A 26,943-nucleotide genomic window follows, 5' to 3' on the forward strand; every position below is an offset into this window, starting at 1 on the left:
CGGAGGACCGATGAGCAGGCAGCGGGAGATGGCACTGGTCTCACTGATCGATGACATCACCGCGGTGGCCAACGCTACCGATGACCTGGAAGAAGCCGCGCGCGCGACGCTGTCGGAGGTGTGCGAGGTGACCGGCTGGCCGCTGGGACACCTGGGCGTGCCCGCCGGCGACGGTGAGGCGTTCGTCTCGGCCGGCATCTGGATCGGGCCGATCGAGGACTTTCCGGTGCTGCGCGAGATCGCCGCCACCACCCGCTTCACGGCCGGGACCGGTGTCATCGGCCGGGTCGCGGCCACCGGCGAGCCGGTGTGGTCTCGCGATATGACCGCCGATCCGCTGGCGGTGCGCCTGCTGCGGGGCCGCGACCCGGGCGTGCGGGCGGTCTTCGCCTTCCCGGTCATCGCGGTCGACGGCGTGGTGGCGGTGCTGCAGTTCTTCTCCGAGCAGGTGATCCCTCGAGACGAGCCGCTGCTGCGGGTGATGGCGGCCATCGGCTATCAGCTGGGCCGGGTGGCCGACCGCCGCAAGGTCCGCGACACCGCCCAGGCCGGCCGGGACCGGCTGCAGCAGATCGTCGACGCCTCGGTGGAGGGGTTCATCTCCACCGATGCGGCCGGGCACATCACCGAGTGGAACAGCGCGGCCGCGCACATGTTCGGCCGTGCGCGTGAGCAGGTGCTGGGTCGGCTGGTGCACGAGACGATCATGCCGGAGCGCTACCGCAGAGCCGATCAGGCCGGCCGGACCCGGTTTCTGACCACGGGACAGTCGAACGTGCTGGGCCGGCGCCTGGAACTGGCCGGTGCCCGGCCCGACGGCAGTGAGTTCCCCATCGAGATCGTGGTGTGGGCCACCCGTGAGGCGAACACATGGGCCTTTCACGCGTTCGTGCACGACATCACCGAGCGCCGCCGCGCCGAGCAGGCGCTGCGGCAGGCCTATGAGACCGAGCAGCAGACCGTCACCCGCCTCAAGGAACTGGACACGGCCAAAGACGCCTTCATCGCCACCGTCTCCCACGAGCTGCGCACCCCGCTGACCACGTTGAGCGGATATCTGGAGCTGCTCGACGACACCGACCCCGTCCAGCGGCGCATGCTGGAGGCGATGACGCGTAACGCGGCCCGGCTGCAGAACCTGGTGGAGGATCTGCTGGCAGCCAACACCCTGACGGGCGGCGAACTGGTCGTGGACGCGGCCGCGGTGCCGGTGAGTCAGGCCGTCGAGGGCGCGGTGCGCGCTACCAGAGCCCAGGCCCGCAGCAGCAGCCACCTCATCGAGGTAGGGATCATCGACGCCGGGGTGCAGACCGTCACCGCCGACCACGACCTGCTGGTGCGGGCGATCAGCGCGCTGCTGTCGAACGCGGTCAAGTACTCGCCCATCAACACGCCGATCACCGTGCACGCCTCACCGGAGGGCGGGCAGGTGGCGGTCGCGGTCACCGATCACGGCGTCGGCATCGAGGCCGAGGACCTGCCACGCGTGTTCGAGCGCTTCTACCGCACCCGCTACGCCCAGGACAACGCCATCCAGGGCGTCGGCCTGGGACTGTGGCTGGTCAAGACGATCGCCGAGGCGCACGGTGGCACCATCACCGCCACCAGCACTCCGGGCGAGGGCTCCACCTTCACCCTGACCCTGCCCGCCTGAGAGCCTCGGCCATTCGCGGCGGAAATCCATGTCGGCAACCCCCTGGCCGACCGCTTCGGGCACCTCATGCCTACCGCTGGCGAGTCGTTTCTCCCGCAAGTCGTACCGCGCTGGCCGTACGGTCAGCAGGGTGGTCTGGACGAGCAGGGCGAGGAAGCCGACCAGGCCGTCGGGATCAGGGATGGCGGGTGTGTAGGAGACCACTGCCATGACCCCGGCGATCGACCCGGGGCCGATCCGGCCGATCGGGGCGGTGGCGAGCAGAGGTCAGCCCTGGCCGCCGGTCAAGCCGGCGCGGGCCAGGAAGGGCTCGGCGAGGTCGAGGAGCGTGCCGAGCACCTCCTCACCCCGCGTCTGGATGAAGCGGGGCGGGTAGGCCAGCCGCAGCAGGCGGCGGCAGTGGCGCTCGTACGCCTCACCGGGGTCGGCGCCACCGTGGACGCCACCCGGTCCGGTGATCTCGGGCGAGGGTTCGGTCATCGCATCCTCCGTTCTGGACAGCCATCCAAACTCGGTCTGCCCCCCTACGAGGCCGTGACCCGGCGGCGCATCAGTGCCCACACCATCAACGCGGCTGCTACAAGGCCGGGCCCACAGTGCACTGCAAGTACCCCGGCGAGGCTAGGACCGCCCCAGTCGTTTCGGTACGTGGCCGGGTCGGATACGTCGATGACAAACGGTTCCGCGATGGCGCGGATGATTAGGTAAGCGCCCAAGATGAAGCCGAGAATCTTAATGATCTTTCGCATGCCCTTACCGTACGTTCGTGATCCGCCCAACGCGTAGTGGCTGCTCGCCGGCCCGAGTCGGGCAGCCCGGCCTGGGCCGGGCTGATCTTGGCCCGGCGGGAACTGAGGAACGTCTTGACCTCGTCGCGGTTGTCCACCCTTGCCGCGTTGGGTGAGGATCCGAAGCTGAGGGGCGGGCTGCCAGTACACCTTCCAGCAGTGACTTCTCCCCTGCTCGGGTACCGGGTTGCATGGGTTTCACGCCGCCCCGGCCGGGACGCGGAGCCCTCCGCGGGCCTCGGCCGCCCAGGGCGGGCCCAACTTCCGAACTTCCGAGACGAAGGCATGAGGACATGGCCGAGAGCACTGGCAAGAAGGTCTGGCTGATCACCGGCGCGGGGCGGGGCATGGGCGTGGACATCGCGCGGGCCGCTCTGGCGGCCGGGTACGCGGTCGTGGCCACCGGCCGCAACCCTGAGAAGGTGGCCTCCGCAGTCGGAGAGCACGCCGATCTCCTGGTCGCCATGCTGGACGTGACCGACCCCGCGAGCGTCGACGCCGCGGTCAAGACGGCCGTGGGCCGGTTCGGCACGATCGACGTGCGTCAACAACGCCGGGAACTTCTACGCCGGGTACTTCGAGGAGATCACCCCCGCCGACTTCCGCGCCCAGATCGAGACGAACCTGTTCGGGCCGGTCAATGTCACGCGCGCCGTCCTGCCGGTCATGCGCGCCCAGCGATCCGGGCTGATCGTGGCGATCTCCTCGGTCGCCGGGATCGTCGGGCAGGAGTTCGTGTCGGCCTACGCCGCCTCCAAGTTCGCCGTTGAGGGCTGGATCGAGTCCCTGGCCCCTGAGATTGCGCCCTACGGCGTCCGCGTGATGCTGGTCGAGCCGGGGTTCTTCCGCACCGAGTTGCTGTCCCCCGAGCCGACCAGCTACGCCGCCCCCTCGATCGACGACTACGCCGAACGGACCCGGCAGACCGTGACGGCCTGGAACGGCATGAACGGGCAGCAGGGCGGCGACCCCGCCAAGCTCGCCGCGGCGCTGGTCCAGCTCGCCGGCTCCGACGAGCCGCCGGCCCGCTGGGCGGCCGGGGCCGACGCGGTCGGCGCCGTCGAGCAGAAGGCCCATGCCCTGCTCGCCCAGGCCGGCGCCCACCGCGACCTGTCGTCTTCCCTCGCCCACGACGACGCCTCCTGAACCGGCACGAACCGCCGCAGCGACGATCCGCACCGGTCCGCGCAAATGCGACCGGTATCGGCAGGTCAGCGTTGGGCCCGGTGGATTTTCCCGCGACTGCCACGGGAACCCATGAAAAGGTCAGATCTCCTCGTCGTCGTCCGGGCGCGTCTGCCCGGCGGCGGCTGCGGCCTGGCCGTCGTCGCCTGCGGTGTGCAGACCGCGGCGGAGGTGCTGTTGTCGGTCCCGGCCGGTCAGCGTCCCTTGTTCCTCGCTCTGGCCGTGCTGCAGGCGATGGCTGCCGCGGCCGGCTGGCGGCCCATCTGGCGGCGGTTGCATCCCTGGGCGCCGCTGGTGTTGTGCCTGCCCGCCCTCACAGTCCTGTCCGCCTCCATATGGGCGGCCGGTGGCATCGCGGCAGGCGCCGCCCCGTTCCTGAAGTAGGGATGAAGACGGCAAAGCCTTGGATGCGGCGTTGTGGTAGCGAGCGCCGGCACTGTGGGGGAGCGCCATCCTGGTGCCGAGGGGGATCGGCGAATGCGGCACCTGCTCGTGGGCCGCCCCGAAGGTGGGTGCACATCCCCGGCGGGTGTGTCGAAGATCGGGAATGTATGACGCAGCCGGTTCTGAAATACCGTGACGGCCAAGCCCAGCAGGCACCTGGGCGGTCGAGCCGTGTCGTGGTCGTGGTCGGTGCTGGGCCGTATGGGTTGTCGGTGGCTGCACATCTGCGTGCTGCCGGGGTCCGGGTGCGGGTTTTCGGGGAAACGATGGGGAGCTGGCGGCACGCGATGGCCACCGGCATGTTCTTGAAGTCGACTCCGCAGGCGACCGATCTGTCGGCCCCGGTGCCGGGTGGGAGATTGGCGGATTTCCGCAGAGAATCGGGCGAGCCGGAATTGACCGAGCTGACTCCGATCCCGTGCGAGGTGTTCGTCGGCTATGGCATGTGGTTCGCCCGCCGATACGTCGGTGAGGTCGAAGCGACACACGTAACGGCCGTCGAGCAGGAAGACGCCGGCTTCACCGTGCGCCTGCAGGACGGTGAGGAGATCGAGGCCGCTGCCGTGGTCGTGGCCACCGGTTTGGGGGCACTGGCGCATATTCCCCGCCAGCTGCGGCACCTGGCGCCCGAGGGGGCAGGTCCCGGTGGGGTGCTGTCTCACACCAGCCAGCACGCCGACTTGTCCCGCTACGCCGGGCGGCGCGTTGCCGTAGTCGGGGGCGGGCAGTCGGCGTTGGAGAGCGCCGCGCTGCTGCACGAGGCGGGCGCCGAACCGCATGTCCTGGTACGCAGTGCTCAGGTGCGGTGGGGAGCGGTCCCGGTGCTACAACGTCCGCTGGGCCAGCGGATCATGCACCCTGCTTCCCCGCTGGGCTCCGGCTGGGCTTTGAGCGGGGTGTGCCGGGCGCCGGGCGCGGTCCGCCGGTTGCCTGCGGCGACCCGGTTGTGGCTGTTTCGCCGCGCGTTGGGGCCCTCGGGCGGGTGGTGGCTGCGTGATCGCGTCGAAGGCGTCGTCCCTGTTCATCTCCGACGCCGCATCACGCAGGCGTCGTTGACCGGGGCTGAGGTCCGCCTGCTGCTGGCAGGTCAGGGTGAGGGGCCGACCGGATTGACGGTTGACCATGTGCTGGCTGCCACCGGTTATCGCATCGACCTGGACGCTTTGGGGTTTTTGTCCGAGGCGGTACGCCGGCGGGTGGCCCGCGTGCCCGGTTCCCGGGCCCCGCATTTGTCGAGGAGCTTGGAGTCGACGCTCCCGGGGCTGTACTTCGCCGGGTCGCTGGCCGCGCCAATGTTCGGGCCGATGTTGCGCTTCGTCGCCGGCACCGCTTTCGCAGCGGGACGCATCAGCGCTCACCTGGCGCGGCGGATGGAGCAACGCTGATCAGAGCCTGGTTTCGATCCCCCGGTTTACCGGGGAACCGCTGAACTGCGTTGAGTTTCGTGGAGATCACCAGGGTCTTCACAAAGGGCTCGACAGGTTGGGCATGCTCGGCGATCTCTGCCACGATGGGGGCATGCCCGCTTTGCGTCTGCTGCGCGCCACCGCATTCGCGGTCGTGTGCGTGCTGATGTCACTGGGCATGCACGTGCTGGCCGGCGGCGCCGCCGTCGACCCGGCCGTCCTTGCCGCCGCGGTGACACCGGTCGGCGCTGGCGCGTTCGTGCTGGCTCGGCGGCAACAGGGTCTGGGAGTCCTGCTCACCGCGGCCTTCGCCACCCAGTACGGCCTGCATCACGTGTTCTCCGCGGCCGCGGCCGCGGCGCAGCCGCCGGTCCCCGCCCACGGGCACGGGGGCCTGGCCGCGGACGTGGCCATGCTGCTGGCCCACGCGGTGACGGCACTGCTGTCGGCCTACTGGCTGGAGCGCGGTGAGAGCGCGCTGGCCACGCTGCTGCGCCTGCTGGTGGCCTCCGTCCTCATCCTGCTGGTGTGGCGGGCGCCCGCGGCAGGGCACGTCACCCGGCCGATCACCGAGCAGGACGGTCCCTCGTTCCTCTCCCGGCTGCTCGCCGCGGCCGTCTCCCGGCGCGGGCCGCCGGTGGGGTTCTCCGCCATCTGATCCGGGCTTTCGCACGCGCCGGACCGGACGTCCACCTCGTCCGGTCCGGCGCGGGCACGCCCGCAGGCCGCCTGCCGTCGCGGCCGTCGTCACCCGCCGCGATCCGGGCCGCTGTGCTCTCGCACCGCCGGCCGCGGCTTTCCCGAACGGACGAACCCCACGCCGGAACGGCGCGTACCCCCTGACGAGCGCGCCGCTCCGTGAACGGAGAACCTCATGACGTCTGACGTCCAGATCCAGCCCGCCGTGGAACCATCCCGGCCCTCCCCCTGGCCGGCGCTGCGCGCGCTGGTGCTGCGCCTGCACTTCTACGCGGGCATCCTGGTGGCGCCCTTCCTGCTGGTGGCGGCGACGAGCGGCCTGCTGTACGCCGCCTCCTTCCAGATCGAGAAGGCGGTCTACTCCCACGAGCTCACCGTCGGCGCCGTGCCGCCCGGGCAGGAGCGGCTCCCGCTGGCCCGGCAGCTCGCCGCCGCCCGGGCCGCACATCCGCAGGGCACGATCGGCGCGCTGCGGCCCGCCGCCGAGCCGGAGGAGACCACCCGGGTCCTGCTGGATGTGCCGGGCCTGCCGGAGAGCACCCGGCTGGCGGTCTTCGTCGACCCCTACACCGGCGAGGTCAGGGGAGCGCTGGAGAGCTACGGCAGCTCGGGGGCGCTCCCGGTGCGCGCCTGGATCTCCACCCTCCACCGTCATCTGCAGCTGGGCGAGCCCGGCCGCCTCTACAGCGAGCTGGCGGCCAGCTGGCTCTGGGTGGTCGCGCTCGGCGGCGCGGTGCTCTGGCTGAGCCACCGCCGCCGGACCTTCCGTCCCGACCGCAGGGTCCACGGCCTGCGGCGGACCCTGTCCTGGCACGGCTCGGTGGGGCTGTGGATCACGATCGGCCTGCTCTTCCTCTCGGCGACCGGGCTGACCTGGTCGGCGTATGCCGGGGCGAACGTCGACAAGATCCAGACCGCGCTGGGCTGGACGACCCCGGCCCTGCCCGCCTCCGCCGGGGACCACTCGGGCCATGCGGGTCACTCCGCTGGCACTTCCGCCGAGGCCGACGCCGATCGGATCGTGCAGGCGGCGCACGGCGCCGGGCTGTCCGGTCCGCTGGAGATCGTCTGGCCCGCCGAGTCCGGCGCCGCCTTCACGGTCAAGGAGATGGACCGCGAGTGGCCGCAGCGCAACGACCAGGTCGCCATCGACGCGGCGAGCGGCCGGGTCGCCGGGGAACTGCGCTTCGACGACTTCCCCCTGGTCGCCAAACTGATCCGCTGGGGCATCGACGGGCACATGGGCGTGCTGTTCGGCCTGGCCAACCAGCTCCTGCTGATGGCGCTGGCACTCAGCGCGATCTTCATGATCGTCTGGGGCTACCGGATGTGGTGGCAGCGCCGCCCGACCCGCGGCTTCGCCGCCCCCTACGCGCGCGGCGGCTGGCGGGACGTGCCCCTGGCGGTGCTCCTGCCCGCGGCGGCAGTGGTGATCGCGGTCGGGGTGTTCATCCCGCTGCTCGGCCTCTCCCTGCTCGCCTTCCTGCTCGCCGACGTCGTCCTCGGCAGGGTTAAGGCGGCCGGCTGAGTCCGTCCAACCCCTGACCGCTTGCACGCCGGCACCGCACCGGTCCCGACACCAAGGCGTCGACCCCGCACGGAAGGATGATCGCGTCATGGCCGCCTCCCCGTCCTTCCGCCTCCTCCGCGCTGCCGTCTTCACCGCGCTCTGCCTCGGGCTGAGCGTGACGGCGCACCTGCTGGCCGGAGGCTCCGTCGGCGTGCGCGGCGCGGCGGGCGCTGCTACGGCGGCTGCCGCTCCGGCTGCGCCCTCTCCTTCGCAGGTGCGCCTCCTCGCCGCGGATACCGTCCTTCGCCGTCCCCGCGACAGGACCCCGGACATGGCACTCGGTCCGGTTGCGTCACGCCGTGCACCGGCGTGGCCCTCCCCGCCGGGCCGACGCCGCCTTCGGCTGACCGTTCGGATCGCCGGAGGCCGGTTTCGCATTGCCGCGGGCCTATGCATGCCCGCCGGGGCCGCCGGTGTCGTGGCCCGGCGAATTCGACCCGTTTGACGTCGCTTTCCGGCACGGCCCCTCTTTCCATGGCGGCCTGTCGTACCACCAGAAAGGCTTTTCAGCGTGCTTTCTCGCCGCACTCGTTCCGCTGCCGCCCTGCTGGCCGCCGCGGTGGCGCTCACCGCATGCGCTTCCCAGACCACCACCTCGGCCGCACCCGCGAGCACCGCGTCCGCCGCGGCCACGCCATCCGCAGCCCCCTCGACCTCCACCGCCTCATCCCCGCTGACGATCACCGACCCGTGGGTGAAGACCACCAAGGAGGGCATGACCGCCGCCTTCGGCACCCTGGTCAACACCACCGGCACCGACGTGGTCATCGTCTCCGGCGCCTCCCCGCTGTCACCGAAAGTTGAGCTGCACGAGGTCGTCGATTCCGGCGGCAAGATGGTCATGCGGCCCAAGGAGGGCGGCTTCGTCGTTCCGGCGCGCGGCACGCATCCCCTGCAGCCCGGCGGCGACCACATCATGCTGATGGGCGTCACCGAAGAGGTGAAGCCCGGCGCGCAGGTCGCCTTCACCCTCACCCTCGCCGACGGCTCGATCCTGGAGTTCACCGCCGTCGGCAAGGACTTCGCCGGCGGCGAGGAGGACTACCAGCCCGGCATGGACATGGGCGGCGACAAGGGCGGCCACACCGGCAAGGACGACCAGTGACGGCCGGTCCCTCGATCACCCGGCGGGGGCTGCTGGCGGGAGGCGCCACCGTGGCGGCCGGAGTCGCGGCAGGGTGCTCACCCGAGGCGCTCACCGCGCCGCAGGCAGCCGCCGCGCGCGGACAAGGTCCCTCGGCCGCCCCCTCTTTCGCAGCCTCCTCGGGCACGGCCGTCGAGCTCTTCCACGGCGCTCACCAGGCGGGCGTCGCCACGCCACCGCAGACCCACGCCGTCTTCGTCGGCCTGGACCTGCTGCCCGGAACCGGCCGGGAGGCCGTGGTGCGGCTGATGAGGCTGCTCACCGATGACGCACGCCGCCTGACGCAGGGCGCCCCCGCGCTGGCCGACACCGAACCGGAGCTGGCCGCGCTCCCGGCCCGGCTGACCGTCACCTTCGGTTTCGGCCCCGGCCTGTTCACCGCGGCCAAGGCCGAGCACCTGCGGCCCGAATCGGTGGCGCCCCTGCCCGCCTTCCCGATCGACAGGCTGGAAAAGCGGTGGAGCGGCGGCGATCTGCTGGTGCAGATCTGCGCCGACGACGCCCTGACCGTAGCGCACGCGCTGCGCATGACGGTCAAGGACGCCCGCTCCTTCGCGAGGGCGCGCTGGCTCCAGCGCGGTTTCCGGCGCGCCGCCCATGCGCAGGCGCCCGGGACGACCCAGCGCAACGTCATGGGCCAGCTGGATGGGACCGTCAACCCCGCGCCGGGGACGGCCGACTTCGACCGGGCCGTATGGATATCCGAGGGGGCCGACGGGATGCGCGGCGGCACCACGCTGGTGCTGCGGCGCATCCGGGCCGAGCTGGAGACCTGGGACGCCGTCGACCGGGTGGGCAAGGAGTTCGCCGTGGGCCGCCGTCTGGACACCGGTGCCCCGCTCACCGGAACGAGGGAACACGATGAGCCGGACTTCGCCACGCTCACCCCGGTGGGCTTCCCCGTCATCGCTGAACAGGCCCACATCCGCCGGGCTCATGTCACCGACCCGGCCTTGCGGATCTTCCGCCGGGTCTACAACTACGACGAGGGTCTGACCTCCCAGGGACATGCTGACTCGGGGTTGGTGTTCGCCTCCTACCAGGCCGACATCGCCCGGCAGTTCCTTCCGATCCAGAAACGTCTGGCTGAGGCCGACCTACTGAATGAGTGGACGACGCCGATCGGCTCGGCGGTGTTCGCCATCCCGCCGGGCTGTGCGGAGGGAGGCTGGATCGGCGAGACCTTGCTGTCCTGACCGCCGCCGGGTGCCCGGTCACGCACCCGGTGACCGGGCACCCGGACAGTACGCAGAAGGAGACTCGCCCCGAGGGCGTGCTGGGTACCGCGGAGCGCTCCGCGGTGACGGCGGGCCGCTCAGCGGGCCGACTGGCTCTCGACGTCGACACGACACCGGTCCGATGATGGCAGGGCCCGCTGGACGCCGATCATCACAGTGATCGCCGCGCCCGATCCGCCGTTCTGCCCGTCGTCGGAGGTGATGGCGGCAGGAGACGGAGAAAGCGCATCGGCCGCCGCCGCCGTTGACGGCGGGCTTGCCGTCGGCGATCTCCTCCCCGCCGGGACCGGTGACCACGACTGTGGCGAAGTTGCGGTTGACGGTCTCGCTGAAGACGAGCTCGATTTCGGCGGGGATCTGCGTGACGGTCGCACCGTCGGCCGGACTACTCGGCTCCAGATGCGCGTGCGCCGATGCAGTGCCGGTCATGGCGGCAAACAGACCGACAGCGACCGCCACCGTCATCAAGGCGCGCCCGATGCACTGGCGATATGACAACCGGTGGGGCTGGGAGACCTCTTCGCCTCTGGGGTCTAGCGGTGGTCGGTCAAGACGGCATGGTGGTCGGCGTCGGCCGGGCCGTCGGGGTCGGCGTGCACCGTGGCCGCCCGCAGCCGCGGAAGCTGGTGGATCAACCGGTGCTCAGCCTCCACCGCGACCGCGTGCGCCGTCACCACCGACAACGCCGGATCGACCGCGATGTCGACCTCGGCGCGCAGGCTGTGGCCGATCCAGCGCATCCGGACCGCCCCGACCCGGCGCACCCCGGGGGTGGCAGAAAGGATCTGCTCGGCCTGATCGACCAGGGCCGGATCGACGGCGTCCATCAGCCGGTGGTAGATCTGCCGGGCCGCATCCCGCAGCACGAAGCAGATCGCCACCGTGATCAGCAACCCGACGATCGGATCGGCGATCGGGAAGCCGAGCGCGGCGCCGCCGGCCCCCAGCAACACGGCCAGGGAGGTGAAGCCGTCGGTGCGCGCGTGCAGCCCGTCGGCCACCAGGGCGGCCGAGCCGATCTCGCGGCCGACCGTGATCCGGTAGCGGGCCACCCACTCATTGCCCAGGAAGCCGACCAGGCCTGCGGCGGCAACCCAGCCCAGCGCCCGCACGTCCTGCGGGTCGATCAGCCGCTTGATCGCCTCGTATCCGGCCAGGCCGGCGGAGGCGGCGATGATGACCACGATGACGATCCCGGCCAGGTCCTCAGCCCGGCCGTAGCCGTAGGTGAAGCGGCGGGTGGCAGCGCGGCGCCCGACCCAGAACGCGATGCCCAGCGGCACCGCGGTCAGCGCGTCGGCGACGTTGTGCAGCGTGTCGCCCAGCAGCGCCACCGACCCGGAGGCCACCACGATCACCGCCTGGATCAGCGCGGTGACCATCAACGCCGCAAAGGAGACGACCAGCACCCGCATCCCACGACTGCTGGACTCCAGCGCCGCGTCGGTCTTCTCCGCGCTGTCATGGCTGTGCGGGGCGAAGGCATGCCCGGCCCGGGCCAGCAGCGCACGGACTCTGCCGCCTCCACCTGTCTTCCCGTGCCCGTGTCCGTGTCCGTGCCCGTGTCCGTGCCCGTGCCCGTGCCCGTGCCCGTGTCCGTGCCCGTGCTGGGGGCCAGGTCCGTCGATGGGCGCAGGATCGGGATGCGATTGCTCGGACATGGCTACCTCACTTGCGGATGACAGCGGCAGCCCGGAGTATATGTATCCATATACGCACGCGACAACGAATCAGGTGCGCATCCATTGCAACAGCAACCCACTGACGCCCAGGTGGAGACGGCCGTCGAGGCCTTCCGCATGCTCAGCGACACCACCCGGCTCCGGCTGATGTGGCTGCTGTCCTCCGGCGAGTACGACGTCTCCTCCCTGGCCCAGACCATCGGTGTCGCGCGCCCGTCGGTCTCCCAGCACCTGGCCAAACTCCGTCTGGCCGGCCTGGTACGCACCCGCCGAGACGGCCGTCGGGTGCTGTATCGGGCCAGAGATGTGCACGTGCGCGGCCTGATCACTCAAGCTCTCTTCCACGCCGATCACGAGGTCTCCGGCATCCCCCGCCACGAGGACTGACCATGCCTCAATCCTCGGCTCCGCAGGCGTCCCGGTGCAGTCGGCATCCCCACCGCAGCGGCCTGAACCCACGCTGAGCAGGAATGACGCCGACAGCCCGGGGTAGGGGAAGATAAGGACGGCTCCTGGGGGTGAGGAGCATGGCGTCTGCGACTCGATGGGGTGTGTGCGTTTTCGCGGCGGCGACCTTCCCGCTCACGGTGGCCTGCGGACAAACCGCCGGCACCGGCGTGGCCAGATCTCACACCGCGGCCGTGATCGAGGCGACACCCACCGCGCCAGCCGATCCGACCAGTGCCGAGGATGACATCAGCCGAGCATGGGAGAAGTTCACCGATCCCCAGGTCGCCAACACGGAAAAGAAACGCCTCATCGAGAGCGGCGAGGCGAACGAACGGCTGGTGCGGGCCTTCCTCAAGGACGAATATGCCCGCAGACTGCTGGCCCGTGTCGAGATCGTAGCGTTCACCTCTGCGACCCGGGCCCAGGTCACCTACTCCCTGTTCCGCGACGGAAGATCGGTGCTGCCCCGCAGCACCGGCGTCTCCGTCCGTGAGAACGGCCGCTGGAAGCTCTCCCGCACGACCCTGTGCTCGTGGATGCCGTACGGCTCCAGCACCGCCGAGGCGTCCGGCTGCTGACGAGCCGGGTCATCGCCGCACCTCCCGGCCACCGCCCCGTCTGTTTCCTGCGGAAAGGAGGGCAGAGCACGTGGGCGCCGAAGACGCAATCCGCAAGATCGGAGACGGTATCGAGATCTGAGGCGTGGTCGTCAGGGTGGGGATTGCGGCAGCGGGTGCTGCTGGTCGTCGTCCTTGCAGCACCGCGGTCTCCGGGGTCGGTCCGGGTCAGACGCCGAACGGGCCGGCCGACCTTGGCAAGGTTGCTCCCGGCTGGGCGACGCCCCCCTTGTCCTGTCTTCCGGTCGCGCGTTCAGGAGCCACCCGGTCGATCGGGAACAGCCGGTCCGGCAAGCTGTCGGCTGACGGCACCGTCTACCGCGTCGGCTTCCTCCGCGCCGACCTCAAAGTCACCTCCCACGGGGGGGCGATCAAGCCGGGGTTCGCCCTGGGCTCCTTCGCCCGCACCGAGCAGGTCACCTCACACGGCCGGGTGATCAGTGCGGGCATGGGGGTCGGCACCGCGCTGAACTTCCAGTCCACCGGTGGCGGCAAGGCCTCCGTCAACGGTGACTTCGTGATGACCGCCGCCGAGGTGCAAAAGGTCATCGCCGCGCTGCGAGGGGGCGGTGACGAAGAGCGCCTGCGGGCGGCTTGACCGAGTCGACCGTCGAGTCGCTCGATCCACGACTGCCTTCTTTGCCGCAACGGTGGTTACCGTAACCGTGGTTGTGACAGGGAGATGGGAATGGGCGGGGCGGTGTTGTTCGTCTGCCCGCCCGGCGTTTTGCCGGATGCGGTGCACTGGCGTCTGCGTCACGCCGACTTCGATGAGCAGATGGCCGCCGAGCTGCAGCAGCGGGTCCGGCTGCTGGTGCGGGTGCTGGAGTCGTGACCGGCACCGTGGGGCATTGGGTGCTGCCGGCCTATCGCATCCCCCGCGAGCCGTCTTCGCCGCGGATCGCTGCGGTGCAGGGCCGTCCTCGGCGCTGGGGAACGGGCGCCTCCTAGGAGGGATCGCTTCGGGCCGAGGCCACGATGTGGGCGAGCGTCACCTCGCTCAGCAGGGCGTGCTCGTGCTCGCGCATCATCGCCCACACGTCGGCCAGCGGTCCCGCGACGCCGGGGAACTGGCCGATCTCCTCCGGGACGCCTTCGGTGACTTCGACGATGTCGGCCAGGGTGATCTCGGCTGCGGGACGGGCCAGCCAGTACCCGCCCTCCGGGCCGCGTTGGCTGCGGATCAGTCCGGCCCGCCGCAGCTGCAGCAGGATGTTGTCGCAGAACCGGCGGGGGATGTCCTGGTCGGCGGCGATCTCCTCGGCGTGCATCGGTTTGTCGGCGGCCGCGGCTAAAGCGACGGCGGCCCGCAGGGCGTACTGGGTGCGGGCGGAGATACGCATCAGCACACGCGCTGGTGCAGTCCCCAGCGGCTCCGGGCGTAGCAGGTCATGACGCGCTCAGGGCGAGCGGCCGTGCGGCCGGGCTGGGCCGCACGGTGACCGCTTGGCCCGGTTGCAGGTCCAGCCGGTCGGCGGTGGAGCGCGCCAGCTGCGCCCACGTTTCCTGGCCGTCGATGAGCAGCTCCACCCGGACTTCGAAGCCCAGGCGCACCACCCGCACGACCGTGGCGGTGGTGCCGGCGGGGTCGGCCGCAGGGCTGATCTCGATGTCGTGCGGGCGCACCAGGCTGTCGCCGAGCCGGGTGACCGGGCCCAAGAAGCGCATCACGAACTGGTCGGCGGGGTTGTCGTAGACCTCGGCGGGGCTGCCGACCTGCTTGACCTGCCCGTCGGCCAGCACGACGATCGTGTCGGCGACCTCGATCGCCTCCTCCTGGTCGTGGGTGACGAACACGGTGGTGACGTGGACCTCGTCGTGCAGCCGGCGCAGCCAGGTCCGCAGTTCCTTGCGCACCTGGGCGTCCAGGGCGCCGAACGGCTCATCCAGCAGCAAGACCTGCGGCTCCACGGCCAGGGCGCGGGCCAGGGCCATGCGCTGGCGCTGGCCGCCGGACAGCTGCGAGGGGTAGCGCTCGGCCATCTGGTCCAGGTGGACCAGTTCGAGCAGTTCCATGACGCGCCGGCGGATCTCCTCTTTGGGCCGTTTGCGGATCTCCAGCCCGAAGGCGACGTTCTTGAAGACCGTCATGTGCTTGAACGCGGCGTAGTGCTGGAAGACGAAGCCCACGTTGCGCCGCTGCGGGGAGAGGCGGGTGGCGTCGACGCCGGAGATCACCACGGTGCCGGTGTCGGGCTGCTCCAGACCGGCGATGACCCGCAGCAGGGTCGATTTCCCGCCGCCGCTGGGGCCCAGCAGGGCGGTCAGCGACCCGGAGGTCACGTCGATGGAGACGTCGCGCAGCACCGGGGTCACCCCGAAGGACTTGTTGACATCTCGTACTTCGATGGCCATGGAAAGTTCAGTCCTTCGGACGCAGGATCTTGGTGAGCAGGAGAGTGATCACAGACAGCAGCGCCAGGCTGGTCGCCGCGGCGAAGGCGGCGGTTTCGTCGAAGTTTTGGAAGCGTTCCTCGACGAACAGGGTGAGCGTCTGGGTCTGTTCGACCAGGCGGCCGGAGACGACGGCGACCGCGCCGTACTCGCCGAGCGCGCGGGCCAGGCACAGCACGATCCCGTATCCCAGCGCCCATCGGATGCCGGGGATGGTGATGCGGCGGAAGGTCTGCCACCAGCCGGCGCCCAGGGTGCGGGCGGCCTGTTCTTGTTCGTCGCCGAGCTCTTCCAGGACGGGGACCACGGCGCGTACCACCAGGGGCAGGGAGATGAACACCGCCGCCATGACCATGCCGGGGACGGAGAAGATGACCTGCACGCCCAGGGTTTCCAGCCAGCCGCCGACGGCGGCGAACTTGCCGTAGACGAGGATGAGCGCCAGGCCGACCACGACGGGGGAGACGGCCATCGGCAGGTCGATGAGCGCATTCAGGACGCGTTTGCCGGGGAAGGCATGGCGGACCAGCAAGATCGCCGCTCCGACGCCGAAGACGGTGTTGGCGACCACCGCCCAGAACGCGACGACGAGGGTGACCTGGAAGGCGGAGATCGCCTGCGGGGTGCTGAGCGCCTCGAAGATCGGGCCCAGCCCGTTGGCGAAGGTCCGCCAGCCGATGAGGACGACCGGCAGGACCAGCAGAAACAGCAGGTAGCCCACGGCGAGCGCGCGAAGGGCGTAGCGGATGAGGTTTTTAGGCATGGCGGCTGCCCCATCGCTGCAGCAGGTCCAACGCGACCAGGGTGACCAGGGCCACGACGAGCAGCACGGTGGAGGTCGCCGCGGCCCCGATGGGGTTGTCGGTTTCGATCTGCCCGAAGATGTACACCGAGGCGACCTGGGTCTTGAACGGCAGGTTGCCTGAGATCAGCACGACCGATCCGATCTCGGCCATCGCCCGGGCGAAGGCCAGCGCGGTACCCGACAGCATCGCGGGAATCAGGTTGGGCAGGATGATCCGGCGGAAGACCTGCAACGGGCTGGCCCCCAGTGAGGCGCCGGCCTGTTCCATGTCGGGGTCGAGTTCCAGCAGGACCGGCTGGACGGTGCGCACGACGAACGGCAGCGTGACGAACAGCAGCGCGAGCACCACGCCGGAGCGGGCGTAGGCCAGATCGATGCCCAGCGGGCTGCTGGGCCCGTACAGGGCCAGCAGCACCAGACCGGCGACGATGGTCGGCAGCGCGAACGGCAGGTCGATGAGCGTGTCGATGACGCCCTTGCCCCAAAAGCGGTCGCGCACCAGCACCCAGGCGATGATGGTGCCCATCACCAGGTTGATCACCGCCACGACCAGGGAGGCGCCCACGGTCAGCGTCAGCGCCGCCCAGGCGTCGGGGGTGGTGACCGCCTCCCAGAAGTAGCCCAGTCCGCGTTCTTGCGAGCGCCACACCACCGCCGCGAGCGGGATCAGCACGATCAGGCTCATGTAGATGACGGCCGCGCCCAGGCCGAACGCGGCGCCACCGCCCCGCGGCAGAGCGGGCCGCCTGCCCCGAGGCGGCGTGCCGGACCCGGAGACAGGTGCCGGGATGGTCGAAGTGGACACCGGCTGCTACTTCTCGATCGAGACGCCGAGCCCGCGCTCGATGTCGGCCATGATGCTGCCCTTGGGGTCGAAGAACTCGGCGGTGACCTTCGGCCAGCCGCCCAGGTCGGCGATGGTGAACAGCGCCGGCGGGGTGGGGAAGGCGGCGCCGGGCACGTCCTTGGTCACCGGACGGTAGCCGTTCTCGGCGAAGATCTTCTGCGCGTCGGCGGAGTACAGGAAGTCCAGGAACGCCTTGGCCTCGGCCGGGTGCTTGGAGTTCTTGGTCACCGCGACCGGGTTTTCGATCAGGATCGTGGAGTCGGGCACCGTGTACTCCAGCGGCTGGTTGCTCTGCTGGGCGAAGATCGCCTCGTTCTCATACGCCAGGATGGCGTCGCCCTTGCCGGTGGAGAAGGTCTGCAGTGACTTGCGGGCGCTGTCGTCTTGCACCGGGACGTTGGCGAACAACGCCTTGAGGTAGGCCACGCCCGCCTCCTCGTCGGCCCCCTTGTTGGACTTGGCGCCGTAGCCGGCCAGGACGTTCCAGCGGGCGCCGCCGGAGGTGAACGGGTTGGGCGTGATCACCTCGATGCCGGGCTTGGTCAGGTCGTCCCAGGTCTTGAGGTTTTTGGGGTTGCCCTTGCGGGTGGCGATGACCACGACGGAGTCGGTGACCATGCCCTTGGTCGGGCCGGTGTTCCAGTCCTCGGCCACCAGGCCCTTCTTGACCAGCCGGGTCATGTCCGGCTCCAGGGAGAAGGCGACGATGTCGGCCTGCAGGCCCGCTTCCACGGCCCGGCTCTGGTCACCGGAGCCGCCGAAGGACTTGGTGAAGGTGATGTTCTTGCCGGCGGGCGTGGCCTGGTAGGCCTTGATGATCTTCTCGTAGGCGGCCTGCGGCGTGGAGTAGGCGACCAGCGCCAGCCGGACCTTGGCCCCCTGGCCCCCGGTCGCGTCACCGCCCCCGCAGGCCGCGGTCACAGCGGTGAGCGACGCCACGGCCGTGGCCGCCGCCAGACCTCGGAGCCTGCGAACGTTCATCGATTCTCCCTATTTCCTACTTAACAAGTCTGCAATAGGTAATTCAAGGAGCGGAGGGCGCGACGGTCAAGGGGGCGGCGATCCTTCGTTACCGTTTCGTTTCCCTCTTCCTTCTGCGCGCGGCTTTGACTCGTAACAACGGTTGCGGTAACCATGGTTGCCTTCACATGAAGGGTGCAGGACGCACGGGACCCGGAGGGCGGCTGGTATGCGGAAGCGGACATCGTGACCGACGCAGATGGCCGGTGGGTGCTGCTGGCCTACAAGATCCCCCGCGAGCCGTCTTCGCCGCGGATCGCCATCTGGCGCAAGCTGGAACGCCTCGGGGTGGCCCGCCTGGGCGACGGGCTGGTCGGCCTGCCCGCCGACGCCCGCACCCGCGAACAGCTCGACTGGATCGCCCAGGACGTCCTCGACGCCGGGGGCAGCGCCACGGTGTGGCTGGCCGTACCCGCCGCCGCGGCCCAGGAACGGGCGATCGTCCAGGAGATGCGCCAGGCCCGCACCGCCGAATACCAGGCGGTCGTCGACCAGGCGCGGGCCGCCGGTGCGGCAGGGCCGGGCGAGCGCGCGCGCCTGGCCGGGCGGCTGCGGGCGCAGCTGCAGCGGATCACGCGCCGGGACTTCTTCCCTCCAGCCGAGCGCGAGATCGCCCAGCGGGCCGTCCGCGCCCTGACCGACCCCGGCGCCGGCGCCGCCATCGCGGACGGGCCGCCGGTGAGCGCGGCGCCGGACCGGCCGGAGTGCGGGGCGTCAGCGGCCGCGGACGCCCCGGTCATGGACGTCTCGACCGGGGACGTCCCGGCCGACGGCGGTGCGCGATGAGGTGGGTCACCCGCGCCGGGGTGCACATCGACCGGGCCGCCTGCGCCTGGCTGATCCGCCGCCACATCGACGCCGACGCCGCCTTCGTCTTCGTCGACGACCCGGCCCAGGTCCCGCCCGATGCCACCGCCTTCGACATGCGCGGCGTCGATCTCGGCCACCGCGGCGGCGACTGCAGCTTCGAGACCATCCTGCGCCGCTACGAGCTGACCGACCCGGTGCTGTGGAAGATCGCCGAGATCGTGCACGAGGCCGACCTCGACGACGAGCGCTTCGATGCCCCCGAGGCTCCCGGGCTGGACGTCATCCTGCGCGGGCTGTCGATGACCTGCGCCGACGAGCGTGTCCTGGAGCTGACCGGCCCGCTGTTCGACGGGATGTACGAGTACTACCGGCGGGCGTTCCTCCTCGGCCGCCCACCCGCCTGACCCGCCTGCCTGAACCAAGGAAGAGCCCTCGTGAGCGATATCCAGCCCGCCGCCGGCCCGCTGCCCGCCGATGACGTGATCCCGTTCCGCCGGGCCGTACGCACCTGGTTCCTGATCAGCTTGCAGACCTTCGGCGGCCCGGCCGGGCAGATCGCCGTCATGCAGCGCACCCTGGTGGAGGAGAAACGCTGGATCGGCCAGCAGCGCTTCAACCACGCCCTGTCCTACTGCATGCTGCTGCCCGGACCCGAAGCCCAGCAACTGGCCATCTACGTCGGCTGGCTGCTCAACGGCACCCGCGGCGGCCTCGCCGCCGGCATCCTGTTCGTGCTGCCCGGCATGCTCGCGCTGCTGGCCCTGTCGGCCGTCTACATCCTGTGGCGCGACACCACCGTGGTGGCTGCCCTGTTCGCCGGAATCGCCCCGGCGGTGCTGGCCATCGTCGCCCAGGCCGTCATCCGGGTGGCCAAACGCTCCCTGACCCACCCGGTGTTCATCGCCGTGGCGGCGGCCGCCTTCGCCGCCCTGGCGCTGTTCGGTGTGCCGTTCCCCATCGTGATCGCCGTCGCCGCGCTCATCGGCTGGACGGCGCACCGGCTCGCCCCGCGCGCCTTCGCCACAAGCACCGGCCACGGCGGCGACGGCGGACCCGCCCCGCTGATCCCCGACGACGCCCTGCACCACGCCCGGCCGTCCTGGCGCTCGGCGGGAAAGATCCTCGCTGTCGGTCTGGCCGCCTGGTGGCTGCCGGTGGCCGCGGTCGCCGTCCTCACCGGGACCGGCAGCGTCTTCACCACCCAGGGCCTGTTCTTCTCCGGCACCGCGCTGGTCACCTTCGGCGGCGCGTACGCGGTGCTGGCCTTCGTCGCCCAGCGGGCCGTGGAGACCTACGCCTGGCTGACCCCCGGCGAGATGGTGCGCGGCCTGGCGCTGGCGGAGACCACCCCGGGTCCGCTGATCATGGTAGTGCAGTTCGTCGCCTTCCTCGGCGCCTACCGCGACCCCGGAACCCTGACCCCCTGGGCGGGTGCGCTGCTCGGCGCCCTGCTGACCACCTGGGTCACCTTCGTGCCGTGCTTCCTGTTCATCTTCCTCGGCGCCCCCTACGTCGAGCGCCTGCGCCACAACACCGCCATCAGCGCGGCCCTGACCGGCATCACCGCCGCCGTGGTCGGGGTCATCGCCAACCTGGCGCTGTACTTCGCCGAGCACACCCTGTTCGCCCGCACGTCCACCTGGGCCTGGGGCCCGTTCAGCGTCCAACTGCCCGAACCCGGCACGCTCAGCCCCGCCGCCCTGGCGATCACCGTGGCCGCGCTGCTCATGACGTTCGTCCTGAAATGGCCGATGCTGCGCATCCTGGGTGTCTGCGCCCTGCTGGGCATGGGCACCATCCTGCTGCCCTGAACCTGCGGCCTGCCTCCGGATGGTCCTGCGCTCTTGATGGCTTCACCGCTGGTGCAGGATCGCCTGCACGCCTGGAGCGACCACGGCGTGGAAGGCCGCGTCCAGTTGCCGGGGAGTCGTCGAGATCTCGCCGTCGGCGTGCCGGGCGAGCAGGGCCATGAACGCGCCGACCACACACGCCACCACCAGGTCGAGATCAGATGGTGCCGCGCCCGCAGGAAGCCGAGACAGCAACTCCTCCCGGACGATGGTGGCCAGGACCTGTTCGATGTACGGGACGACCGCGCCGCCTCCCCGGCGGCCCAGCAGCGCCCGGACCAGGTCGCGTTGCTCATCGATGTGCTCGAACATCGGCAAGCTGAAGGCGAACAGCCGGTCCGGCCCGGCCGCACTGCTCGCTCGCAGGAAACCCGCCAACTCCTCCAGGTTGGCGGCCAGTACGTCCCGTTTATCGGTGAAGTGAGCGTAGAAGGTGGAACGGCCGACGTCGGCTCGGGCGATGACGTCGGTGACCGTCACCGCGTCGTAGCCCCGCTCGACGATAAGCGCGACCAGCGCCTTCCTGATCGCCTCGCGCGTGCGCCGTACCCTCCGGTCGATCTCTTTCCCGCTACCGTTTCCGGACACTTTCCCGTTCCCGTTCGTTACGGCACAGCTCGCCTGCTTTGTGGATTGACCCGCCAATGCTAGCGAACGCACCATTCATAACCGAACAAGCTGTTCGCTTATGAATGGAGCGTTCATGACGGCTGATGTGATCACACTGAACGGGGTCACCAAGACCTACCCCACGCCCGCCGGAGACTTCCTCGCCCTGGACAAGACGGATCTGGCTGTCGTCCCCGGCGAGTTCGTAGCCGTGACCGGCCGTTCGGGCAGCGGCAAGAGCACCCTGCTCAATCTGCTGGCCGGAATCGACCGGCCCACCTCCGGGCAGATCCAGGTGGCCGGCACCGATGTGCACCTGCTGCCCGAATCACGCCTGTCCTCCTGGCGCGGCCGCACCATAGGCATGGTCTTCCAGTTCTTCCAGCTGCTGCCCACCCTCACCGTCGCTGAGAACGTGATGCTGCCGATGGATTTCTGCGCCACCTACCCCCCGCGTCTCCGCCGCCCCCGGGCCATGGAACTGCTGGAGCGGGTCGGCATCGCCGAGCAGGCCGACAAACTGCCCGCCACCCTGTCGGGCGGGCAGCAGCAGCGGGCCGCCATCGCCCGGGCCCTGTCCAACGATCCGCCGGTGTTGCTGGCCGATGAACCCACCGGCAACCTGGACTCGGCCACCGCCGAGGTGATCTGGGAGCTGTTCGCCGCTCAGGCCGCCTCAGGAACCGCAGTGGTGGCGGTCACCCACGAACGCGATCTCGGCCGCTGGGCGCACCGCCGGATCGACCTGGCCGATGGGCGGATCGCCACCGGAGCCACACGATGAGCCGTCCCCGCTACACCAAACTCCGGCGCGACTTGTGGCACGCGCGCGGCCGCGTGGTACTGATGATCGTGGCGGTCGCTCTCAGCCTGATCGCCATCGGTGCGATGCTGACCGCGCGCACCGTCGTGCTGCGCGAGGCCGCCGCCAACTACGCCGCCACCCATCCCGCCTCGGCCACCCTGGACGTGGCCGGCGGCGTCACCGGCGACCTGCTGGAACAAGTCCGCACTCGTCCTGGGATCACCGAAGCCACCGCCCGCCAGACCGTCACCGCTCGCGTTCGCGTCGGGGGAACCTGGCACAGGATGCTGCTGTTCGTCATCGACGCCGACGACCCGCTGCGCGTCGCCCGCTTCGACGTCGAGCGCGGCGCCTGGCCCCCGCCCGCTGACGGTCTACTGCTGGAACGCTCGGCACTGGCCGTGCTCGGCGGTCCCCGCGTCCTGACCGTCACCGCACCAGGCGGGCGCAGCGGCAGTTTCACCGTGACCGGTGTGGTCCACGACGCGGCCCTGGCCCCCGCTGCACAAGAGCGCACCGGGTACGGCTACCTGACCCCGGCGGGCCTGTCCCGGCTCGGCCTGAGTCCGAACCGGGACCAGCTGAAGATCATCGTTTCCGGCAACCAGGACGCCGTCGACGCCCGTGCCCGTGAACTGGCGGCATGGCTCACCGCAGGCGGACACGCCGTTCACGCCGTCCAGGCACCCCCGCCGGGCCGCCATCCGCACCAGAACCAGGTCGACACCATCACCTTGCTCTTTCTCGGCTTCGCAGCAGCGGCACTGGTACTGGCGGCCGTCGTGGTCGCCACCACACTGGGTGGGATGCTCGCCCAGCAGACCCGCCAGATCGGGGTGCTCAAAACCCTCGGTGCCACCACCGGGCAGGTTCTCGGCACCTATCTGCTGATGACCCTGACGGTGGCGGTGGCGGCGCTCATCCTGGCTGCCGGGCCGTCCGTGCTGGCGGGGCTGGCCCTGACCGACCTGATGGCGGGCCTGCTCAACCTGGACATCACCGACACCTCCGTACCCCTACGGGTCTTCGCTGCCCTGGCCGCCGCCGGGCTCGGCGTACCGCTTTCGGTCGCGCTCGTGCCGCTGACACGAGCCGCCCGCACCACGGTGCGTTCCGCTCTGGACCACCGGGGCGCTACCGCGAGTCGAACCCGCCAGCGGGCGATCCGCATCCCCGGCGGCAACCGCATGCTGTCGTTCGCCGTCCGCAACGCGCTGCGCAGACGCGGCCGGCTGATGCTCACCCTGGTTCTGCTCACTGTGGGCGGCGCCCTGTTCACCGGAGGCCTGAACACCGCGGACGCATGGAACACCTGGGTGCGAGAGGGGCTTGCGCGCCGCTCCTACGACACCGAGATCACCCTGACCGCCCCCGTTTCCGCGGACCGGCTCACCGCCCTGCTGCGCGATGTCGACGGTCTGAGCGCGGCCGAACCCCTCGCGGTCCTGCCCGCCACCCCCGTCCGGGACGGGCAGGCCGAGATATCGCGAACCTATCCCGACGGCGGCCACGGCGCCTTCAACCTCATCGCGTTGCCCGCCAAGAGCCCTCTGATCGACTTCGAGATACTGGAGGGCCGATGGCTGGACACCGGCGACCAGGACGGAGCCGTCATCAACCAGGGCGCCGCCACCCGACTGGGGAACCCCCGCCCGGGTGAGAAGATCACACTGAGCGTGGAAGGGCGCACCCGCGTACTGCGTCTGGTAGGCATAGCCGCCGAAGTAGGCGGACCTGCGGCCGTCTATACCGCGGCGGATCCGGCCGTGCCCACCGCCACCGCCATCCGTCTGGCCCATGACGACCCGTCCGTTCCCGGTCAGGTCGAACGGTATCTCGCCACGGCAGGCATCCACGCCCAGACGGTCATGCCCGTGACGGAGCTGAGTATGGCCATCGACGAACACGTGCTGATCTTCATCCAGACTCTCATCGTCCTGGCCGCGCTCATGGCCATGGTCGGCGCGCTGGGCCTGGCCTCGGCCATGGGGATCGCGGTTACCGAGCGGACCCGCGAGTTCGGCATCATGCAGACCATCGGCGCCACCTCGCGCACCGTCCGGTTGACGATCATCTGGGAAGGTCTGGCGATCGGCCTGACGGGTTGTCTCATCGCGCTGGCCGTCGGGGTGCCCCTGTCAGCCGGGGTCGGTTCCTTCCTGGGCAGGCTCTCCTTCGGCCTGCCGCTCCCGCTGGAGCTGTCAGTGACCGGAATGGCCGCCTGGACGGTGCTGGGCTTGGCCGCCGCGACAACGGCCACCCTCACCGCAGCCCGCCGCGCCTCCCGGCTCACGATCAGGGAGACTCTCGCCTACGAATGAGATACTCCGCCCCGGGACCGGTTTCAGCCATGGTCTGTGACCGGAGTGCGTCTTTGACGCTTACTCGGCACGCCCCCTGGCGAGGTTCCCAGCGCCGCTCACGGATCGCACCCGGAGCGGAGGAAGCGGCCCCCGGCGGACGCCCTCTACGGTCCGTCGACGTCCACGTGCACCACCGCGATCAGCGGGGATCGTGCGCCGTGGTGCCGTCCGGGGTGCTGATGCGCAGCGGCAGGTCCAGCAGATCCGCCAGGCGCCGCAAGTAGGGCGGCACGTTGACCAGCCGGACCGCGCCCGTGCTGCACAACCGCGCCAGCAGGCGCATCCCGCCGGTGTCGATGAAGCGCAGGTGCCGCAGGTCGACCAGGAGACGATCGTCGCCGTGCCCGGCGCGTCTCAGCGTCTCCTCCAGCGCGGCGCCGTTGGTGAAATCGACCTCCCCGATCAGCTGGATCAGGGTCGCGCTGGGGTGGGGATGGTAGGTCAGCCGCAGCTGGCGATCGGCATACAGGACCGCGCCGACGACGCCAGAGGCGGCGCCGTCGGAGGCGGGGACGCCGAAGGCGTCATCGTGCGGGAAGCTCACGGCGCTGCGGACCGAGGAGAGACGGGGCCGGCTGTGCATCTGAAGGCCGTGCGCAGGTACGGGCGCGAGGGTGGAAGCGCAGGCATGAGGACCCCCACTACAGGAGGGAGACCGGTTGACTGGCATCATCTCACCCGCATCTTGCTTCGTGAAGACGTATACCTGAAAGAAACTTCAGGTAGTAATCTTATGGTAAGGATGTGCCGCCGTCGCTCCCCGGCCGGATCAGGCTAGCCCCGAAGAGAGGTGACATGGTCTCAGCCAACGGTGGTGGACCCACCTCCACCTGGACGTTCCTGACCCACCACGCCCGGGTGCTGCTGGAGATCGCCCGCGACCCGCACGCCCGCATCCGCGACATCGCCACCCGGATCGGCATCACCGAGCGCGCCGTGCAGAGCATCGTGTCCGACCTGCACCAGGAGGGTTACCTGACCCTCAGCAAGGTCGGCCGCCGCAACCACTACACCCTCAACCCCGAGCGCGGCTTTCGCTATCCGACCGAGGCCAACCTGCCCGTCCGGCTGCTCATCGACCTGTTCACCCAGCACGACCTGCCCGATACCGGTGCCTCCGCACTCGGCACAGGAAGCGGTCCAAGCCGCGACCCAGCGTCCACATCTCGTTGAACCGGGTGGCCACGCTGGTAGGCGGCCTCTTCTGCGGCGGTGGGCACGACGTCGGCGCCGGGGTCGACGGCGGCCAGGCGCTCGCGCAGCATCGCGGTGTCCGGGTGACTTCCAGATCCAGCAGTCCGGCCAGTTGCGCTGTGCGCATCATGAGCTGGTCGGCGGGAAGGCTGGACCGGCCATCCTCCAAGCCCTCGCGCACGACGTGGCCGGCGCCCGGGTCGCCCAGGGTCTTGGCGGACGCCGACAGCGTGGCCGCATCGGCCGCCTCCACGTCGACCGGACGCAGCGGCAGGTGCTCATAGCGGCCGTCCGGAGCCAGCAGGCGGCCGGTGTGCCCGGCCTCGAGGGCGCGCTCGCGGTGGCGGTCGAGCGCTACCCAGACCGTGCCGGGCTTGCGGCAGGGCCGGAGTCGCCACCGACAGGGCCTTGGCCAGTGCGGGCACGAGCCGGAAGCGGGTGGTGACCACGGCGCTGATCCTGACGGGCTGTTCCTAGGAGCAGCCCGCTGCCCCGGCGGATAGGGTGACGGAGTGCGTTCGGCGACCGAGCTGCGGCAGCGCTGGCTGGAGACCATCCCCCGCGTGATGGCGCGCACCCGCATGTACGCCAGGGACGGCCGGGAGATGGAGACCGTCGGCCGGACCCTCCTGGAGAACCTCTGCTTCGTCGATGAACGCGACGACGACCTCACCGCGGTCGGCGGGATGCTCGCCGACCGCTACGGCAAGTTCGGCGTGCACGGGCCGTTCGCCGCGATGTTCGGGCACGACCGCGACTGCGTGGAGGAGGTGGCCTCGGTCTACGCCGAGCAACTCCACCGTCTCGGCTACCTGGAAGCCGGCCGTGTGCTCGGCGAGAGCGCGTGGAACACCCTGATCGGGGAGGTGCGCGGCCGCATCGGAGAGCGGGACGTACGGCGCGACGAGGTCGAAGCGGTCTTCGGGGCGCCCGGTCTGGTCGTCGGCGGGCGGGTTCTCTGCTACGTCTCCGCGGCGGGGGAGTGGGCGTTCTTCGACTGCTGGGACGAGCCCGCCCGGCGCTACGTGCCCGGCAAGGGGACCTACGAGTCCCTCTCCGAGGGTGCTCCGCTGGTTCGGTCGGTGCGCGTCCCGGCGGACGACTTCGACGGCGGCCTGGTCCTGACCCTCTACGGCAAGGTCCTGCGCTGGGGGACCGGGTGGTGGATCCACCACCCGGGCGCGGACGCGTCGGAGGAGACCCTTGCGATCGCCGCGCAGCTGAGGGCCGTCGAGGCGGCCGATCCCTCATCCGGGCTCGGCCGGGGCCTGGCGTAGAGGACGAGAGCCCGGCTACGGGAGCCGGCAGGTCCATGTCGGGATCGGATGTTCCGATCGCGGTCGGCATGTCGCTGAGGGGGAACCGCGGT

General features: G+C 70.5%; 29 protein-coding genes and 1 pseudogene. 19 read left to right on the forward strand and 11 right to left on the reverse strand.

Features of this window, described 5'->3' with window-relative positions:
* Positions 1 to 10: 10 nt before the first annotated feature.
* Positions 11 to 1,654, forward strand: coding sequence for an ATP-binding protein (locus tag HS041_RS19900; RefSeq protein ID WP_196442150.1), 1,644 nt, complete (start codon positions 11 to 13; stop codon positions 1,652 to 1,654).
* Between the two features lie 267 nt (positions 1,655 to 1,921).
* Here HS041_RS19900 and HS041_RS19905 read toward each other — a convergent pair whose 3' ends face one another.
* Together HS041_RS19905 and HS041_RS19910 are read right to left on the reverse strand one after the other, a co-directional pair.
* Positions 1,922 to 2,134 (reverse strand): hypothetical protein, encoded by a 213-nt coding sequence (locus tag HS041_RS19905; RefSeq protein WP_196442151.1) that lies wholly within the window; start codon positions 2,132 to 2,134, stop codon positions 1,922 to 1,924.
* Between the two features lie 44 nt (positions 2,135 to 2,178).
* Positions 2,179 to 2,403, reverse strand: coding sequence for a hypothetical protein (locus tag HS041_RS19910; protein WP_196442152.1), 225 nt, complete (start codon positions 2,401 to 2,403; stop codon positions 2,179 to 2,181).
* 386 nt (positions 2,404 to 2,789) lie between these two features.
* Between HS041_RS19910 and HS041_RS19915 the strand changes: the two are divergent.
* The 7 genes and pseudogenes from HS041_RS19915 to HS041_RS19945 all read left to right on the forward strand — a co-directional run bounded on the left by HS041_RS19915 (position 2,790) and on the right by HS041_RS19945 (position 10,086).
* Positions 2,790 to 3,588, forward strand: a pseudogene (locus tag HS041_RS19915) (SDR family oxidoreductase).
* A 111-nt stretch (positions 3,589 to 3,699) separates the two neighbouring features.
* Positions 3,700 to 4,011 carry a hypothetical protein gene (locus HS041_RS19920; protein WP_196442153.1) on the forward strand — a complete coding sequence of 104 codons (312 nt, stop codon included), beginning with the start codon at positions 3,700 to 3,702 and terminating at the stop codon, positions 4,009 to 4,011.
* 167 nt (positions 4,012 to 4,178) lie between these two features.
* Positions 4,179 to 5,456: an FAD-dependent oxidoreductase gene (locus tag HS041_RS19925; protein ID WP_196442154.1), complete on the forward strand. Its 1,278-nt coding sequence runs from the start codon at positions 4,179 to 4,181 to the stop codon at positions 5,454 to 5,456.
* Between the two features lie 133 nt (positions 5,457 to 5,589).
* The gene (locus HS041_RS19930) at positions 5,590 to 6,135 is read left to right on the forward strand and encodes a hypothetical protein (protein ID WP_196442155.1); all 546 of its coding nucleotides are present in this window, start codon (positions 5,590 to 5,592) and stop codon (positions 6,133 to 6,135) included.
* Between the two features lie 216 nt (positions 6,136 to 6,351).
* Positions 6,352 to 7,704, forward strand: a complete 1,353-nt coding sequence (locus tag HS041_RS19935) for a PepSY-associated TM helix domain-containing protein (RefSeq protein WP_196442156.1) — start codon at positions 6,352 to 6,354, stop codon at positions 7,702 to 7,704.
* Positions 7,705 to 8,257: 553 nt separating this feature from the next.
* Complete coding sequence (locus HS041_RS19940) at positions 8,258 to 8,851, forward strand: copper chaperone PCu(A)C (protein WP_196442157.1); 594 nt, start codon at positions 8,258 to 8,260, stop codon at positions 8,849 to 8,851.
* Complete coding sequence (locus tag HS041_RS19945; RefSeq protein WP_196442158.1) at positions 8,848 to 10,086, forward strand: Dyp-type peroxidase; 1,239 nt, start codon at positions 8,848 to 8,850, stop codon at positions 10,084 to 10,086. Before HS041_RS19940 ends, HS041_RS19945 begins: the two co-directional genes overlap by 4 nt.
* Before the next feature lie 18 nt (positions 10,087 to 10,104).
* On the opposite strand, the gene HS041_RS40460 is transcribed toward HS041_RS19945, so the two are convergent.
* The gene (locus tag HS041_RS40460) at positions 10,105 to 10,593 is read right to left on the reverse strand and encodes a copper resistance CopC family protein (RefSeq protein WP_196442159.1); all 489 of its coding nucleotides are present in this window, start codon (positions 10,591 to 10,593) and stop codon (positions 10,105 to 10,107) included.
* A gap of 68 nt (positions 10,594 to 10,661) precedes the next feature.
* Positions 10,662 to 11,789 carry a cation diffusion facilitator family transporter gene (locus HS041_RS19955; protein WP_230879140.1) on the reverse strand — a complete coding sequence of 376 codons (1,128 nt, stop codon included), beginning with the start codon at positions 11,787 to 11,789 and terminating at the stop codon, positions 10,662 to 10,664.
* An 84-nt stretch (positions 11,790 to 11,873) separates the two neighbouring features.
* Between HS041_RS19955 and HS041_RS19960 the strand changes: the two genes are divergently transcribed.
* The 4 genes from HS041_RS19960 to HS041_RS19975 all read left to right on the forward strand — a co-directional run bounded on the left by HS041_RS19960 (position 11,874) and on the right by HS041_RS19975 (position 13,712).
* A complete protein-coding gene (locus HS041_RS19960) occupies positions 11,874 to 12,197 on the forward strand; it encodes an ArsR/SmtB family transcription factor (RefSeq protein WP_230879141.1) in 324 nt (107 codons plus the stop codon).
* Between the two features lie 140 nt (positions 12,198 to 12,337).
* Positions 12,338 to 12,838 carry an MTB12 C-terminal domain-containing protein gene (locus HS041_RS19965; RefSeq protein ID WP_196442160.1) on the forward strand — a complete coding sequence of 167 codons (501 nt, stop codon included), beginning with the start codon at positions 12,338 to 12,340 and terminating at the stop codon, positions 12,836 to 12,838.
* Positions 12,839 to 13,106: 268 nt separating this feature from the next.
* On the forward strand, positions 13,107 to 13,475 hold the full coding sequence (locus HS041_RS19970; RefSeq protein WP_196442161.1) for a DUF1259 domain-containing protein: 369 nt from the start codon (positions 13,107 to 13,109) through the stop codon (positions 13,473 to 13,475).
* 84 nt (positions 13,476 to 13,559) lie between these two features.
* Positions 13,560 to 13,712, forward strand: a complete 153-nt coding sequence (locus HS041_RS19975; protein ID WP_196442162.1) for a hypothetical protein — start codon at positions 13,560 to 13,562, stop codon at positions 13,710 to 13,712.
* A 112-nt stretch (positions 13,713 to 13,824) separates the two neighbouring features.
* On the opposite strand, the gene HS041_RS19980 is transcribed toward HS041_RS19975, so the two are convergent.
* From HS041_RS19980 to HS041_RS20000, 5 genes are read right to left on the reverse strand one after another with little or no spacing between them, the layout of a single operon-like run.
* Positions 13,825 to 14,220 carry an RrF2 family transcriptional regulator gene (locus HS041_RS19980; protein ID WP_196442163.1) on the reverse strand — a complete coding sequence of 132 codons (396 nt, stop codon included), beginning with the start codon at positions 14,218 to 14,220 and terminating at the stop codon, positions 13,825 to 13,827.
* A 46-nt stretch (positions 14,221 to 14,266) separates the two neighbouring features.
* Positions 14,267 to 15,232, reverse strand: a complete 966-nt coding sequence (locus tag HS041_RS19985) for a sulfate/molybdate ABC transporter ATP-binding protein (protein ID WP_196442164.1) — start codon at positions 15,230 to 15,232, stop codon at positions 14,267 to 14,269.
* Positions 15,233 to 15,239: 7 nt separating this feature from the next.
* Positions 15,240 to 16,034 (reverse strand): sulfate ABC transporter permease subunit, encoded by a 795-nt coding sequence (locus HS041_RS19990; protein WP_196442165.1) that lies wholly within the window; start codon positions 16,032 to 16,034, stop codon positions 15,240 to 15,242.
* Positions 16,027 to 16,881 carry a sulfate ABC transporter permease subunit CysT gene (cysT, locus tag HS041_RS19995; RefSeq protein WP_196442166.1) on the reverse strand — a complete coding sequence of 285 codons (855 nt, stop codon included), beginning with the start codon at positions 16,879 to 16,881 and terminating at the stop codon, positions 16,027 to 16,029. The genes HS041_RS19990 and cysT overlap by 8 nt, the downstream gene beginning before the upstream one ends.
* Before the next feature lie 6 nt (positions 16,882 to 16,887).
* Entirely contained in the window at positions 16,888 to 17,904 is a 1,017-nt protein-coding gene (locus tag HS041_RS20000) for a sulfate ABC transporter substrate-binding protein (protein WP_196442167.1), read from the reverse strand.
* Between the two features lie 225 nt (positions 17,905 to 18,129).
* On the opposite strand from HS041_RS20000, the gene HS041_RS20005 reads away from it, so the two are divergent.
* The 3 genes from HS041_RS20005 to chrA are packed head-to-tail and all read left to right on the forward strand — an operon-like array spanning position 18,130 to position 20,564.
* Positions 18,130 to 18,729, forward strand: a complete 600-nt coding sequence (locus HS041_RS20005) for a Chromate resistance protein ChrB (RefSeq protein WP_196442168.1) — start codon at positions 18,130 to 18,132, stop codon at positions 18,727 to 18,729.
* The gene (locus tag HS041_RS20010) at positions 18,726 to 19,157 is read left to right on the forward strand and encodes a chromate resistance protein ChrB domain-containing protein (RefSeq protein WP_196442169.1); all 432 of its coding nucleotides are present in this window, start codon (positions 18,726 to 18,728) and stop codon (positions 19,155 to 19,157) included. Before HS041_RS20005 ends, HS041_RS20010 begins: the two co-directional genes overlap by 4 nt.
* Before the next feature lie 30 nt (positions 19,158 to 19,187).
* Positions 19,188 to 20,564: a chromate efflux transporter gene (gene chrA / locus HS041_RS20015; protein WP_196442170.1), complete on the forward strand. Its 1,377-nt coding sequence runs from the start codon at positions 19,188 to 19,190 to the stop codon at positions 20,562 to 20,564.
* A 42-nt stretch (positions 20,565 to 20,606) separates the two neighbouring features.
* Here chrA and HS041_RS20020 read toward each other — a convergent pair whose 3' ends face one another.
* On the reverse strand, positions 20,607 to 21,191 hold the full coding sequence (locus tag HS041_RS20020) for a TetR/AcrR family transcriptional regulator (protein ID WP_307845376.1): 585 nt from the start codon (positions 21,189 to 21,191) through the stop codon (positions 20,607 to 20,609).
* Positions 21,192 to 21,306: 115 nt separating this feature from the next.
* Between HS041_RS20020 and HS041_RS20025 the strand changes: the two genes are divergently transcribed.
* Together HS041_RS20025 and HS041_RS20030 are read left to right on the forward strand one after the other, a co-directional pair.
* Positions 21,307 to 21,996 carry an ABC transporter ATP-binding protein gene (locus tag HS041_RS20025; RefSeq protein WP_196442172.1) on the forward strand — a complete coding sequence of 230 codons (690 nt, stop codon included), beginning with the start codon at positions 21,307 to 21,309 and terminating at the stop codon, positions 21,994 to 21,996.
* On the forward strand, positions 21,993 to 24,338 hold the full coding sequence (locus HS041_RS20030; protein ID WP_196442173.1) for an ABC transporter permease: 2,346 nt from the start codon (positions 21,993 to 21,995) through the stop codon (positions 24,336 to 24,338). The genes HS041_RS20025 and HS041_RS20030 overlap by 4 nt, the downstream gene beginning before the upstream one ends.
* A gap of 181 nt (positions 24,339 to 24,519) precedes the next feature.
* Here HS041_RS20030 and HS041_RS20035 read toward each other — a convergent pair whose 3' ends face one another.
* Positions 24,520 to 24,963 carry an STAS domain-containing protein gene (locus HS041_RS20035; RefSeq protein WP_196442174.1) on the reverse strand — a complete coding sequence of 148 codons (444 nt, stop codon included), beginning with the start codon at positions 24,961 to 24,963 and terminating at the stop codon, positions 24,520 to 24,522.
* 212 nt (positions 24,964 to 25,175) lie between these two features.
* Between HS041_RS20035 and HS041_RS20040 the strand changes: the two genes are divergently transcribed.
* Together HS041_RS20040 and HS041_RS20045 are read left to right on the forward strand one after the other, a co-directional pair.
* On the forward strand, positions 25,176 to 25,553 hold the full coding sequence (locus HS041_RS20040) for a helix-turn-helix transcriptional regulator (RefSeq protein WP_196442175.1): 378 nt from the start codon (positions 25,176 to 25,178) through the stop codon (positions 25,551 to 25,553).
* A gap of 533 nt (positions 25,554 to 26,086) precedes the next feature.
* Entirely contained in the window at positions 26,087 to 26,851 is a 765-nt protein-coding gene (locus tag HS041_RS20045; RefSeq protein WP_196442176.1) for a hypothetical protein, read from the forward strand.
* Positions 26,852 to 26,943 lie beyond the last annotated feature (92 nt).

The sequence above is a fragment of the Planomonospora sp. ID67723 genome, assembly GCF_015711605.1.
Lineage (GTDB): Bacteria > Actinomycetota > Actinomycetes > Streptosporangiales > Streptosporangiaceae > Planomonospora_A.